Raw genomic sequence first — 11,823 nt, forward strand, 5'->3', positions numbered from 1 at the left:
CCGCGGCCACAACGCACCCGACAGCCACAAGCTCAGGGTCTTCACCGCCGCCCAGAAACGCCGTGTCACACCGGCCATCAAGCGTCAGATGCGCCGACGCTCGGCAATCGAGCCCGTCATCGGACACGTCAAGGCCGAGCACCGCATGGGCCGCAACTATCTCGCCGGCGAGCACGGCGACGCCATCAACGCCATCCTCGCCGCCGCAGGCTACAACTTCTCGCTCCTGCTCAACTGGTTCAGGAACCTTTTGTGCCTGCTCATCGCAGCCATCAACTGCCAGACAAAATCTCGCCCAGCCTGATCCGCTTCATTCTTCACGGTCGACGAAATAGCCTAGCCAGATGAAATGGATAGAAGATCCGTCCCTCGATCGGGTGTTGGTGGGCAGTATGTATCTGCTTCGAGCAGGACCTGGATGACGCGGATGTCGACATCCTGTTCGAGCAGTTGCGTGGCGAAGGAGTGCCTGAGCGTGTGCACCGTCACCCGCTTGTCGACGCCGGCGGCAGCGAGCGCCGAGCGGCAGATTGCGGATCGTCATATTTTCGATCATGCGCCGGCGAAGAACTCGACCATCTCAGTGCTCCCGTTCCAAGATTCCGCTTCAACAGCCGCAATCGTTCAAAACAGAACCCTCAACCGCAAACCCACGCGTCAAATGCCCCCTCAGCGGCTTCGTTCAATGCCCATTGAGTCACCTCAGGGGCCGTTGGTATCAGTACCTCGGCAAAAACCTTTCATCCGCGATCGAAAGCCGCGCAGCGCGTTCGCGCAACAGGGCAATGAGTTCGCCGGTTTTATCCTCCGAGGTGTCGATAGGAACCACGAGGCAAATCGTTGCCTCGACCTTGCCAGGCGCAGAAAAGATGGGCGTGGCAAGACATTTGGTGTAGGCATCGACCAAGCCGGACGTGACGCAATAGCCGGCGCGCTCTGCTACGGCGATATCAGCAATGAAGTCGTCAAGCAGCAGTTTGCGACCGTCCGGCAGGATAAGATCGTCTTCAGACATCATCTCTTCGATCACAGCCCTCTCGAAACCCGCCAGAAGCAAGCGCCCCGATGCAGTCCATGGGAGCGGTATCTGCAAACCTGTGGCAGAGCTGATCCGGAATGGTCTGGTACCCGGGCTTGAATGGACAATCGTGTAACGGCCGCTTTGCAGCATGCATAATTCAGAAGTCTCGCCGGTCTCGCGTGACAAATTGTCGACTTCCTGCCGTCCTCTCCTGAGGAGGTCGTTGCCGCGCACATAGTCCATACCGTAGAGATAGATCTTCTTCCCGAAATAGATTCGATTGCCGTCGCCGGTCGTCTCCAGCAGGCCTGCGTCCACTAGCGAGCGCACAAGGGTATAGGTGGTCGAGCGCGGTGCATTCACACCTTTGGCGATATCGCCGATGCCGATCGCGCGCTGGGTACCGTGAAGAAATTCAAATATCTGGAGCACTCGGTTGAGACCCTTCTCGCGGGAGCCTGAGACCTTGTGTTCGTCCTGATCAATGTTCGGCCGGGCTGTCAGGGCATTACCGTCTTGCATTGTCGATTCCCGATGTTAGTATCTGTCTTGTACAGGGTACATGCGTCTCTTGTAAGAGACAACCGTGTTCGTTTCAACGATGCATGTACTGCTCGTGCAAGGGGAACCAACACGAAGGAGGTCGCCGTGAACGACACATCCAAAAGGCGTGAATTTCTGAAAATGGGAATGGCCGGGCTTGCAACAGCCGGGGTAATAAGCGCAGCAACGACGATCGACGTTCAGAAGGCGGCAGCCCAGGCGTCCCCGGATAGCCTGCTTCGCACCGTTCTCGATCGAGGCAAGCTGATCGTCGGCACCGGCAGCACCAACGCGCCCTGGCACTTCGAAAACGATGCAGGCGAACTGGTCGGCATGGACATCACCATGGGTCGCATTCTTGCCAAGGGACTTTTCGACGATCCGACCAAGGTCGATTTCGTCATGCAGGATCCGGCACAACGCATTCCGAACGTAACCACCAATAAGGTCGACATCACCATCCAGTTCATGACCATGAGCGCGCAGCGCTCACAACTGGTCAATTTTTCCAGACCTTATTACGTCGAAGGCGTCGCTCTGCTGACCCTTCCGACCGCCGAGAACAAGACGTTCGACAAGCTGCTTGCCGGAGGCGCCGCGACACGCATTTCCATCCTTCAAAATGTTGACGCCGAGCAAAACGTGCATCTTGTCATGCCGGAGGCGCAGGTAATGCAGATAGACACGCAAGCCAACGTGCTGCAGGCCCTGGAATCAAAGCGCGTCGACGCCGCCGCGGTCGATCTGTCTACAGTGCGCTGGCTCGCGTCGCGCAATCCGGACCGCTACTTCGACGCAGGCAAGAGCTGGTTCAGCATGCTCTATGGCGCTGCACTTCGGCAAGGCGATCTTGACTGGCTGACCTTCGTCAACGCGACCTTCACTATCGCCATGTTCGGCCATGAGAATTCGCTCTACGATGCCGCGTTCAAGGACTATTTTGGGTTGGAGCCGCCGGCGCGGCATCCTGGCTTTCCGATCATCTGATTTAGCTGGCGGAAGGGCCTCCAGCGCCCTTCCGCCTTCCTCGGCAGTGGTCGATATTGACGGACAAGCATGGGCTATACCCTTAATTTCAACCTGATCTGGCGGCATTTTTTCGACAAGCTCTGGGACGGATTGCTGCTCAGTCTCGAGCTCGCCGTCATCTCCATAGCGATCGGGATCGTCATCGGGCTGGTTCTGGCGGTGTGGTACGTGTCGGCCGGACGCGTGGTCCGGACTGTCATCGCGGCCTATGTCGAGTTCATCCGCAATGTGCCGCTCATCCTGCTCGTCTATCTGGTCTTCTACGGTTTGCCGACCGTGATCGACATCGCTTACAGCGCGCAAACCTCGTTCGTCGCGACGCTGTCTATCTATAGCGGCGCCTATCTGGTCGAGGTGTTTCGCTCCGGACTGGAAGCGGTTCCGCGAGGACAACTCGATGCCGGCAAGGCGATCGGCCTGACGCCCTGGCAACGGCTGCTCCATGTCCGTCTGCCGACCATGCTGCGGATAACCCTGCCAGCGCTCTCCAACACGTTCATATCGCTGTTCAAGGATACGTCCGTTGCGTCGGTCATCTCGGTGCCCGAACTCACCTACGGCGCCCAGTGGATCAACTTCAACACCTTTAGGATCGTCGAGGTCTATCTCGTCGTGACGGCGATGTATTTATTGACCGGCTATGCGCTTCTTTACGCGCTTCGGCTGGTTGAGCGCCGGTTCAGTGTGGCGCGCTAACATGCTCGGCCAGATCGCTTACGCCTTGCCTTTCCTGGCTCAGGGCTTTGCTGTGACGTTGTGGGTGTCGTTTCTGGTCGTGGCGCTATCGCTGGTAAGCGGTGTGATGATGGGCGTCGGCCTTGTTTATGGTCCATCGCCCTTGCGCTGGGCGGTGCGCATCTTCAGCGATACCATACGGGGCATCCCGATCCTGGTGCTCATCTTCTTCGTCTATTACGGTTTGCCTGCCGTCGGGATTCATCTGGAGTCCTTCTGGGCGGCCGTGCTGGCGCTCACCCTGTTCAAGACGGCGCAGGTTGTTGAATATCTGCGGGGAGCGATCGGCTCCATCCCGAAAGGGCAGTCCGAAGCGGCGATGGCAATCGGGCTGACCTTCCGCCAGCGATTGGCTTACGTCATTTTTCCGCAGGCGTTCAGGCGCTTCCTGCCGCCGTGGATCAATGGCGTCACAGATGCGGTGAAAGGCAGCGCGCTGGTTTCGCTGCTCGGCATCACCGACCTGATGCAGGCCATCAACCAGGTCATCGGTCGCACCTACGAGGCGATGCCGCTCTATATCCTCGGCGCGGTGATCTACTTCGCGGTCAACTACGCCCTCTCGCTGGCCAGCCGGCGGCTGGAGCGGCGTTTCGCCTTCATCCGGGAATAGCAAGATGCCCATCACCTCGCACGCCAGCCCGGCGCTTCTGGATATCTCCGACGTTTCCAAATCCTTCGGTGCCGTCACGGTGTTGCGCTCCGTCAGTCTGCAGGTGATGCGCGGTGAGGTGGTGACGATCGTCGGGCCGTCTGGCAGCGGTAAGACTACGCTGCTGCGCTGCGTCAACTTCCTTGAGAGTTACGACAGCGGCTCCATCCGCATCGACGGCAAGGAAGTCGGTTTTCGCCAGGCTGGAACACGCCAGCGTCGAAGCGAACGCGATCTGGCGACGATGCGCGCTGAGACCGGAATGGTTTTTCAGAGCTTCAACCTGTTCCCGCATCTGACGGCGGCCGGCAATATCATGCTTGGCTTGCGCAAGGTGCGCGGCAAGACTGATGCTGAAGCCCGCGCCATTGCCGAGCACTGGCTGGGTAGGGTCGGACTCGCCCATAAGGCCGACAGTCTGCCAGCCGAGCTTTCCGGCGGCCAGCAGCAGCGCGTCGGCATCGCCCGCGCCGTGGCGATGGAGCCGAAAATTCTGCTGCTCGACGAGATAACCTCCGCGCTCGATCCGGAACTGGTCGGAGAGGTGCTCGAGGTCGTGCGCAGCCTGGCCGAGGACGGCATGACGATGCTGATGGTCACTCACGAAATGGCGTTTGCTCGCGACGCCTCGACCCGCATCGTCTTCATGGCGGATGGCGGCGTCAGTGCAGTTGGCCCGCCTGCCGAGATTCTAGCGGCGGAATGCGACAACGAACGCCTTCGCAGTTTCCTGGCACGGTTCCGTGCCTCGCATTTCTGACACTAGACAGCGAAAGCTGTCGCAAGGAGCCTTCCTATGACGCCATATATCCGGCTCGCCGAATTGGGCCTGACTCTGCCCGTGCCGCCGACGCCCATCGCCAACTTCGTCACCCACGCCGGGAGCGGACGGCTGATCTTCCTGTCCGGCCAGGGGCCGTTGCGCGCCAATGGCACGCTCTGTACGGGCAAGGTGGGCGAGGACGTCACGGTGGAAGAAGCCTATGTCCATGCCCGGCTCACCGGCCTAAACCTGCTCGCTGTCATGCACGAAGCGGTAGGCGACCTTGGCCGCATTGTGCGCATCGTCAAGCTGCTCGGTTTTGTCAACGCTGTCCCGACGTTCAGCGATCACCCGAAAGTGCTCAACGGCTGTTCCGATCTTTTCGCCGACGTCTTTGATGGTATCGGTGGGCACGCCCGCTCGGCGATCGGTGCCGGTTCCTTGCCGGGGAATATCACAGTCGAAATCGAGGCGGTCATCGAGATCGCCGCCTAACGTCTTACAAAGGGATCTTAGAGATGACGATCTGTTCCGCCGACCGCTCCAATATGACAATTCGCGAACGGCTCGGCCTTCGCCCGATCATCAATGTTTCCGGTACGATGACGGCGCTCGGCGCTTCGATCATTGTCCCGGAAGCGATCACCGCCATGGCGGAAATCGCCTCGCAGTGGGTGGAGATGGACGATCTGCAACGCGCCGCAAGCAACGTCATCGCGCGTGTCACGGGTGGCGAGGCCGGCTTCATTACGGCTTGCTGCGCCAGCGGCATCACCATGGCCATAGCCGGGGCGATGACCAGCACCAACCTTCTCGCGATCGAGCGACTGCCGGACAACACGGAAGGCCTCAAGTCCGAAGTCATCGTTCAGCTCGGCCATATCGTCAACTATGGCGCGCCGATCGACCAGTCGATCCGGCTTGCCGGGGCCAGGATCGTGCCGGCCGGTACGGCTAGCGTGACACAGGACTACCATGTACGGGAAGCGATTCGGGAGCGCACCGCGGCAGGGCTTTACGTCGTTGCGCATCACACGGTGCAATATGGCATGCTGTCGCTTGAGGAGTTCTGTGATATCTGCCACGCCAAGGGCGTCCCGGTGATCGTCGACGCCGCCTCCGAATACGACCTGCGCGGCTTTCTCGCGCGTGGCGCCGACCTCGTCATTTATAGCGGGCACAAATTCCTTAGCGGACCGACAAGCGGTATTGTCACCGGCCGTAAGGATCTTGTGCGGGCCGCCTATCTCCAGAATCGTGGTGTTGCGCGAGCGATGAAGGTCGGCAAGGAAAGCATTGTCGGCACCATGGCGGCGCTGGAAGCCTGGGATCGGCGCGACCACATAGGCATCCGGAAGCGAGAGGAAGCAGCGCTGCATCTCTGGAAAGGCACATTGCAGGATCTGCCCGGTATCGCTGTGCATATCACTCCCGATCCAACCGCCAATCCGCTCGACCGGCTTCAGGTCTTTGTTTCGCCTGAGAGCGGGTTCACCGCCGCTGGCCTTGCCGCGGCGCTGGCGGCAGGATCGCCTCCGATCATCGTTCGCAATCACGAGGTGGAGCGCGGCCATTTCTTCCTTGATCCGTGCAATCTTCACGATGGTGAGGCAGAGATAGTTGCCGAACGTCTGCGGGCCGTCTTGAACGCTGAGCGTCCCGCCGACGCCATGAAGTCGGCGCGCAAAGACTCCGCCGGTGCCTTGCGCTGGCCGGATTAGGTGCCTCGGGCGCTCGATCCGGCCCTGAGATGTTCGCCGGTGCACGAATGCCGTTTAATCAAGACGTCGATGCGTTGAACGACCACATCGCGGTCAACGCCTTCTCGGCCATGCGCCGCGGCTCCAGGAAGCTCGGGAAGTAGGAGCCCTTCCTGAGCTTGGGTATGCGCAGTTCTACCGTACCGGCCCGTGTCTCCCAATCTCTACCTATCGCCAAAGCTGGTGCCCGTCGCCGCTCCCACCTCCAGCTCCATCAGCCGCTCGGCGGCAAAGCCGATCATCTCGCGCAGCACATCGGCGTCGGGGGTCTTCTCTACAAGCGTCCGCAGGTTCATCATCTCGTCGGTCATCGCTCGTTCCTTCGAATCAGGTTGGTCTTGAACAACCCGACCCTACCGGCGAACATCGATGACCGCCCGCAAGCCGCTCGGCTCGCTTCAGCGCTACTGAGCGCGCGCTCCCGAGCGGCTTAATACCGGCCGATGTGGAACTTGTGCTTGCCGGCGTGAGGCCGCATCTGTGCGTGGTGATCCACTCTATGGCGTCGCCTATGACCCGGCATGGCGCAGCCAACTCCCTGACCATGCCCATGTCGATCTCGCCTGCGGCACCGTGCTGAATGATGATCGTGCCGATTGGACGGAAGCCTGGGCGCTCTTCCCTGGCGATGTCGTCTATGGCTGGCACGGCGCCTTGCACGCCGCCACAGTTGCCGAAAGCTTGGAGGCTTGCGGCTTTTTCATCCGCTCTCAGATCGTGTGGGACAAGACCCGCCTGGTGATCGGCCGGGGCGATATCATTGGCACATGAACCCTGCTGGTATGCGGTCAGGAAGGGCAAGAAGGATCACGGGTCCGGCGATCGCACGCAGACGACGGTGTGGCAGGTCCCGCACAGAAAATCCGAGACCGGTCACGGTACCCAGGAGCCGGTCGAATGCATGAGGCGGCCGATCGAGAACAATTCCTCGCCCGGCCAGGCCGTTTACGAACCCTTCCGCGGCTCCGGCACCACCATCATCGGTGCCCAGATGACCGGCGGGGCCTGCCATACGATCGAACTCAATCCCGCCTATGTCGACGTGACCATCACCCGCTGGCAGGATTTTACCGGCGAGGCCGCGATGCTGGAGGCAACCAGCCAAAGCTTTGAGCAGGTGCGGGCGGAGCGGCTTGGCGATGCTGACCGGGCTCATTGTGAGGTCCGGTCATGACGACGCTTCCACCGCCACTCCACGGTAGCCAGTCCGTATGGGTTCTCTCCTCGAGGCACTCGCCAACGTCATCGCCGGCTACATCGTCGCCATCATGGTGCAGCGGCTTGCCTTTCCGCAGTTCGGCATCGAAACGACACTGGCAACCGACGGCATGATCGCGGCCATCTTCACCGTCGCTTCGCTGGGCCGCTCCTCTGTGCTGCGCCGCTTCTTCCAGCATCTCGCTGATGTCGACAAGCAGCACGAGTTCCAGTGCAGCGAGCGACCGCGGCAGCGTCTCAGCAGGCCATGATGCGTGGACGCAAGCCGAAACCGCAGCTCTATCTCGTCGACAGCGAAGATGACCCCGGTCCAAAACCCCAGCGCAAACCAAAGCCGTCGCCAACAAGCAACTGGAGATCATGCATAGATACGCCGCCGAACTCGGCCTTTCCCCGGCTTCCCGCAGCCGCGTCACCAAACTGCGCTCCCACGAGCAGAAGCCATGGGAGTTCGGCACCCGGCCTGCCGATGCGTATTTGAAGCCGAGGTGCTAAGGGCGCGCCGCCTGCAGGTGTTTGCCACGATCGCGCTCATCGGCGCTGTGGTTTTGTTTGCGATGGTCAGGCGCTGAGGAACTCGCGTGAGGCAGCCGCGTTACCGTCGGCGCAATTTCGCGCGAGAGGGATAAAAATGGAAGACGCACAAGTCGGTTGGATCGCTGCTATCATAATCGGCGGATTGGCGGGGTGGCTCGCCGAGTTGTTCATGAAGTCGAACACCGGCATCTTTATGAACATCATCTTGGGCATCGTGGGCGCTATTGTCGCCAACGCTTTCCTCGGTGTGTTCGGCATCGCTTTGGGCGGGTGGATTGGCTATCTCATCGCAGGCTTCATCGGCGCATGCATCCTAATATTCGTCGGTCGGTTGATCCGTAGGTAGCCTCTCCGAATATAATCGCGTTGAGCGGAATCACGGCGCTGTGGTGAGTGACACGGCCCGGATGAAAGATCGACTATCAATCACGAAGTCACTGGCCTTGACTTGGACTCCCTCGCCAAGGCCGTTTTGCCCTGGGCATAGACCGCTGCGTGCCTTCCGCCTCCCCTTTAAAATCAGGCGCCTCGACAAGGTTGTCTATGACCAGCGCGTGATCTGGCGGGCTTAACGGGGCTAGCCGCTGACAATTTCGATCTCGTCGAGGATGCTCAGAGCTTCCCGGCAGGGGCCGACGGGTTCCCGGTTCATTTCGGCCAGCATGTGGTGGAAGCTGATGGCTACCGCCAATTGCTCGGCCAGTCGTGCCGCGCGGTTTCTGTCCTTGATGAACGCTGTAGCTTTCCTTGCCAGCTTGTTTTGCGAGGTGGCATCAATAGGCCCACCCACGAGCAGTAATGCCCGAGCCTGTCTCATCACCTGGCGAAGGTCGTCCGACTGGACCATAGGCGATCGTGCCCAAACGCCGAACCGGCTACAAGTCCAACTTTTGTTGGCACGGCTTATGCAACGTATGAGGTAGCCAGTCCCTATCTGGCCCCGATGTGCCAAATCGGGAATGAAGGTTCGCCGGGACCAGGGCGGAATGGGTTATGACCCGGCGATCCTGTCTTCATGTGACGGGAGAGCATCATGACCAGCGACATTACCCCCAACGAACTCGCAAAAGTCTACGGTGTAGGCATCCGCTGGACCGATCCCGATGGCATCACTCACGCGGTCGAAGGGTCGGAAACACCCGCGGATGGGCGTTTGCTGTGGCCGCGGTGCGGCAATGGCGACGTACCCGCTGGCGAGGCTAGTTTCGGAAATGCCGGTGTGACGTGCCCGAGTTGCGTAGCGCTCATGGCCGGAGAGGCAAAGAAGCCGGTGGCAGTCGGCGCGGCGTTCTTGGCCAGCGTGAAACATGATGCGTTGGTGTCGCCACAGTCCAGAGACTGAACGCTCGTATTTTGCCGTGGTGGAGGTGATGTAGATGACCAACGAACTCGACATATTGCGGCTCTCACATTTGATACGACGCCTGGTGTGCGAAACCGGCATCGAGGAGAGGGACGCGCGTGATCTCGTCGCCACTTTGGGAGTGGACTGGTCGTCGCTCGTGCGCGAAGCCCGAATCTTGCAGAAGGCCGCAGTCGCTTAGGTTCCGTCCCAGGCACCCTTCACGAGCATCGTTGCCTTGGGCGAGCGTATTTCGTCCAGCAGAATCAGCTCGGCGGCCGTCTCACCACGTCACCACCGGTGATGTCTGACTGGCCCGAGCCTCCGCGCATGGCTAGCTCAGACGCTGCAACATTGCGGCGGTTACTGAGATCGTCATCGAGGCGAAGAGGCTAACGACTAAACTGCTGCGCAATCAGGGGCTCATACCAAGGTTCAATGATCAGAACCCTCGGGCCCATTCGCGGAGGCCGAGCGACATGATGCGCCAGGGCTGCTCGACCAGCTTGTTCCAGGCGTCGCAGCAATGGTCGACGATCTCGTCGTAGGAGCCGAACACGCGATTCGACAGCCAGTTGTAGCGCATGAACTGCCACACGTTCTCCTGCGGATTGAGCTCCGGGCTTTTCGATGGGATCGCGACGATCGAGATGTTGGCCGGCAACTCGAGCTTCGGCGTCAGATGCCAACCGGCCTGATCCATGAGCAGCGCGGCGTGAGCGCCGGGCGCGACGTGCAGTGCGATTTCTGCCAGGTGCAGGTTCATGGTGTCGGTGTTGCAGAACGGCAGGACGAGGCCGGCGGCCTTGCCCTCCTGCGGGCATATCGCGCCGAAGATGTAGGCGGATTTGGTGCGCTGATCATGCGGCGCTGAGGGTCAGGTTCCCCGCTTCGCCCATCGCCGCGTGACCTTGTTCTTCTGCCCGATCCTGTTCGGCGGGAAATCGCGGGTCCATCCACGATTTCTTGCCCCCACCGTCCTGGAACCAGATCTCTATCGGTGTGCCGAGCGGGAGGGACGCTCTGACCTTATCCAAGTCGGTAGCGAAGCCCCTTTTTTGAACGCTTCGATCGCATCTGGATCCTGGGTGTGGTGCTTGGGCCGCGCCGAGAGCTTGCGGTAGCCGAGCGCACGCAGTTCGCGGCTCAAGGTAGGCCGCTATACCGACAGCGAGAAGTCGTCCCACAACATTTGGGCCAGATCGATGATCCGCCAGCGCACGACACCGTGGACGGCCGGTATCGGGCCCCGCTCGATCGCCGCGATCAGCGCCGCGCGGTGGGTCGCATTGAGGAGCGATGGCTGTCCTGGCGCCTTCCGATCGATCAGATCAGCCCGTCAGGACCGGCCGCGTTGAACTTCACCACCCAGTCCCGGACGATCTGCAACGTGACCCCGCCGATCCGCGAGGCCTCCGTTCGGCTCGCCCCATCATAGATCGCCGCCAGCGCCAGCAAGCGCCGGGTTTGCGCGCTATTCTTCGAGCGGCGCGCGGCGCTCCTCACCGAGACGGCGTGGAAATCGCTGCGAAGCGCTGACCTGCCACTGAACTGTCATCCATCGGCGATTAGAGCCTTGGCCGTTTCTGTTACGCCGTAGGGCGCGGGTTGAGCAACCGGCGGAGACGCGAAGCCGTCAATGAGCGCAGCGTTGGAGCCGGTTGCGGTGAGGGTTCCGGCGAAGGCCGCCGGGGTCTGGTATCCGAGTGAGGAATGGGGTCTCGCGGTGTTGAAGTCCTGCCTCCATTCGGCGATGGCGCTGCGCGCATGGTCGAGGCCGAAGAACAGGCTCTCGTTCAAGAGCTCGTCGCGCATCCGGCCGTTGAAGGATTCGACGTAGCCATTTTGCATCGGCTTTCCCGGCGCGATGTAGTGCCACTCGACACGGTGATCCTTCGACCAGGCGAGGATGGCGTTCGAGGTGAACTCGGTGCCGTGGTCGGAAACGATCATGTCTGGCTTGCCGCGACGGCTGATCAGGTGGGTCAGTTCACGTGCCACCCGACGACCAGAGATCGATGTGTCCGGGATAGCGGCCAGACATTCGCGCGTCACGTCGTCGACGATGTTCAGCACCCGGAAGCGCCGCCCGCAGGCGAACTGGTCGTGCACGAAGTCAAGGGACCAGCGCGCGTTCGCCTTCGCCTCGACCAGGATCGGCGCTCGCGTGCCCACCGCGCGTCGCCGCGCCCGGCGCTTGCGAACCGTCAGCCCTTCCTCGCG

At 60.9% G+C, this 11,823-nt stretch carries 16 protein-coding genes and 4 pseudogenes; 14 read left to right on the top strand and 6 right to left on the bottom strand.

The window, feature by feature from the left end:
• The coding region (locus tag ABMA59_RS36345; RefSeq protein ID WP_349010206.1) for a transposase at positions 1-304 on the top strand (304 nt) is incomplete at its 5' end.
• A gap of 101 nt (positions 305-405) precedes the next feature.
• On the opposite strand, the pseudogene ABMA59_RS36350 reads toward ABMA59_RS36345, so the two are convergent.
• Both ABMA59_RS36350 and ABMA59_RS36355 read right to left on the bottom strand, forming a co-directional pair.
• Positions 406-528 (bottom strand): annotated as a pseudogene (locus ABMA59_RS36350) (tyrosine-type recombinase/integrase); the annotation flags it as partial.
• A 190-nt stretch (positions 529-718) separates the two neighbouring features.
• The gene (locus tag ABMA59_RS36355; RefSeq protein WP_349010207.1) at positions 719-1,543 is read right to left on the bottom strand and encodes an IclR family transcriptional regulator; all 825 of its coding nucleotides are present in this window, start codon (positions 1,541-1,543) and stop codon (positions 719-721) included.
• A 168-nt stretch (positions 1,544-1,711) separates the two neighbouring features.
• Here ABMA59_RS36355 and ABMA59_RS36360 point away from each other — a divergent pair, with 168 nt between their 5' ends.
• The 6 genes from ABMA59_RS36360 (at position 1,712) to ABMA59_RS36385 (ending at position 6,464) form a co-directional block, all read left to right on the top strand.
• Positions 1,712-2,551: a transporter substrate-binding protein gene (locus ABMA59_RS36360; protein WP_349010221.1), complete on the top strand. Its 840-nt coding sequence runs from the start codon at positions 1,712-1,714 to the stop codon at positions 2,549-2,551.
• 69 nt (positions 2,552-2,620) lie between these two features.
• Entirely contained in the window at positions 2,621-3,289 is a 669-nt protein-coding gene (locus tag ABMA59_RS36365) for an amino acid ABC transporter permease (protein ID WP_349010208.1), read from the top strand.
• 1 nt (position 3,290) lies between these two features.
• Positions 3,291-3,941, top strand: a complete 651-nt coding sequence (locus ABMA59_RS36370; RefSeq protein ID WP_349010209.1) for an amino acid ABC transporter permease — start codon at positions 3,291-3,293, stop codon at positions 3,939-3,941.
• A 4-nt stretch (positions 3,942-3,945) separates the two neighbouring features.
• Positions 3,946-4,740 carry an amino acid ABC transporter ATP-binding protein gene (locus ABMA59_RS36375; protein ID WP_349010210.1) on the top strand — a complete coding sequence of 265 codons (795 nt, stop codon included), beginning with the start codon at positions 3,946-3,948 and terminating at the stop codon, positions 4,738-4,740.
• A 36-nt stretch (positions 4,741-4,776) separates the two neighbouring features.
• Positions 4,777-5,238, top strand: a complete 462-nt coding sequence (locus ABMA59_RS36380) for a RidA family protein (RefSeq protein ID WP_349010211.1) — start codon at positions 4,777-4,779, stop codon at positions 5,236-5,238.
• Between the two features lie 23 nt (positions 5,239-5,261).
• Positions 5,262-6,464 carry an aminotransferase class V-fold PLP-dependent enzyme gene (locus tag ABMA59_RS36385; protein ID WP_349010212.1) on the top strand — a complete coding sequence of 401 codons (1,203 nt, stop codon included), beginning with the start codon at positions 5,262-5,264 and terminating at the stop codon, positions 6,462-6,464.
• Positions 6,465-6,549: 85 nt separating this feature from the next.
• Here ABMA59_RS36385 and ABMA59_RS36390 read toward each other — a convergent pair.
• Positions 6,550-6,814 (bottom strand): annotated as a pseudogene (locus ABMA59_RS36390) (transposase); the annotation flags it as partial.
• 169 nt (positions 6,815-6,983) lie between these two features.
• Here ABMA59_RS36390 and ABMA59_RS36395 point away from each other — a divergent pair.
• From ABMA59_RS36395 to ABMA59_RS36410, 5 genes and pseudogenes are all read left to right on the top strand, one after another.
• Positions 6,984-7,274, top strand: coding sequence for a hypothetical protein (locus ABMA59_RS36395; RefSeq protein ID WP_349010213.1), 291 nt, complete (start codon positions 6,984-6,986; stop codon positions 7,272-7,274).
• Positions 7,264-7,677, top strand: a complete 414-nt coding sequence (locus ABMA59_RS36400) for a DNA methyltransferase (protein WP_349010214.1) — start codon at positions 7,264-7,266, stop codon at positions 7,675-7,677. The genes ABMA59_RS36395 and ABMA59_RS36400 overlap by 11 nt, the downstream gene beginning before the upstream one ends.
• Positions 7,678-7,714: 37 nt before the next feature.
• Positions 7,715-7,972 carry a DUF7220 family protein gene (locus tag ABMA59_RS36405; protein WP_349010215.1) on the top strand — a complete coding sequence of 86 codons (258 nt, stop codon included), beginning with the start codon at positions 7,715-7,717 and terminating at the stop codon, positions 7,970-7,972.
• Positions 7,973-8,066: 94 nt separating this feature from the next.
• Positions 8,067-8,216 (top strand): annotated as a pseudogene (locus ABMA59_RS37505) (hypothetical protein); the annotation flags it as partial.
• 136 nt (positions 8,217-8,352) lie between these two features.
• Complete coding sequence (locus tag ABMA59_RS36410; RefSeq protein WP_349010216.1) at positions 8,353-8,604, top strand: GlsB/YeaQ/YmgE family stress response membrane protein; 252 nt, start codon at positions 8,353-8,355, stop codon at positions 8,602-8,604.
• Positions 8,605-8,835: 231 nt separating this feature from the next.
• Here ABMA59_RS36410 and ABMA59_RS36415 read toward each other — a convergent pair whose 3' ends face one another.
• Positions 8,836-9,105, bottom strand: a complete 270-nt coding sequence (locus ABMA59_RS36415) for a hypothetical protein (RefSeq protein ID WP_349010217.1) — start codon at positions 9,103-9,105, stop codon at positions 8,836-8,838.
• A gap of 186 nt (positions 9,106-9,291) precedes the next feature.
• Between ABMA59_RS36415 and ABMA59_RS36420 the strand changes: the two genes are divergently transcribed.
• Positions 9,292-9,600 carry a hypothetical protein gene (locus ABMA59_RS36420; protein WP_349010218.1) on the top strand — a complete coding sequence of 103 codons (309 nt, stop codon included), beginning with the start codon at positions 9,292-9,294 and terminating at the stop codon, positions 9,598-9,600.
• A gap of 34 nt (positions 9,601-9,634) precedes the next feature.
• The gene (locus tag ABMA59_RS36425) at positions 9,635-9,802 is read left to right on the top strand and encodes a hypothetical protein (RefSeq protein WP_349010219.1); all 168 of its coding nucleotides are present in this window, start codon (positions 9,635-9,637) and stop codon (positions 9,800-9,802) included.
• 240 nt (positions 9,803-10,042) lie between these two features.
• Here the strand turns inward: ABMA59_RS36425 and ABMA59_RS36430 are convergent.
• A pseudogene (locus ABMA59_RS36430) lies at positions 10,043-11,106 on the bottom strand (IS630 family transposase).
• Between the two features lie 48 nt (positions 11,107-11,154).
• A partial coding sequence (locus tag ABMA59_RS36435; RefSeq protein WP_349010220.1) for an IS3 family transposase occupies positions 11,155-11,823 on the bottom strand: 669 nt, incomplete at its 5' end.

This window comes from Mesorhizobium yinganensis (assembly GCF_040081985.1).
Lineage (GTDB): Bacteria > Pseudomonadota > Alphaproteobacteria > Rhizobiales > Rhizobiaceae > Kumtagia > Kumtagia yinganensis.

Bases quoted from the DNA above. Each gene is read 5' to 3' on its own strand.
- ABMA59_RS36415 (WP_349010217.1), bottom strand. From the start codon at position 9,105: ATGGTCCAGTCGGACGACCTTCGCCAGGTGATGAGACAGGCTCGGGCA.
- ABMA59_RS36355 (WP_349010207.1), bottom strand. From the start codon at position 1,543: ATGCAAGACGGTAATGCCCTGACAGCCCGGCCGAACATTGATCAGGAC.
- ABMA59_RS36360 (WP_349010221.1), top strand. From the start codon at position 1,712: ATGGCCGGGCTTGCAACAGCCGGGGTAATAAGCGCAGCAACGACGATC.
- ABMA59_RS36405 (WP_349010215.1), top strand. From the start codon at position 7,715: ATGGGTTCTCTCCTCGAGGCACTCGCCAACGTCATCGCCGGCTACATC.
- ABMA59_RS36425 (WP_349010219.1), top strand. From the start codon at position 9,635: ATGACCAACGAACTCGACATATTGCGGCTCTCACATTTGATACGACGC.
- ABMA59_RS36420 (WP_349010218.1), top strand. From the start codon at position 9,292: ATGACCAGCGACATTACCCCCAACGAACTCGCAAAAGTCTACGGTGTA.
- ABMA59_RS36410 (WP_349010216.1), top strand. From the start codon at position 8,353: ATGGAAGACGCACAAGTCGGTTGGATCGCTGCTATCATAATCGGCGGA.
- ABMA59_RS36375 (WP_349010210.1), top strand. From the start codon at position 3,946: ATGCCCATCACCTCGCACGCCAGCCCGGCGCTTCTGGATATCTCCGAC.
- ABMA59_RS36385 (WP_349010212.1), top strand. From the start codon at position 5,262: ATGACGATCTGTTCCGCCGACCGCTCCAATATGACAATTCGCGAACGG.
- ABMA59_RS36365 (WP_349010208.1), top strand. From the start codon at position 2,621: ATGGGCTATACCCTTAATTTCAACCTGATCTGGCGGCATTTTTTCGAC.
- ABMA59_RS36380 (WP_349010211.1), top strand. From the start codon at position 4,777: ATGACGCCATATATCCGGCTCGCCGAATTGGGCCTGACTCTGCCCGTG.
- ABMA59_RS36370 (WP_349010209.1), top strand. From the start codon at position 3,291: ATGCTCGGCCAGATCGCTTACGCCTTGCCTTTCCTGGCTCAGGGCTTT.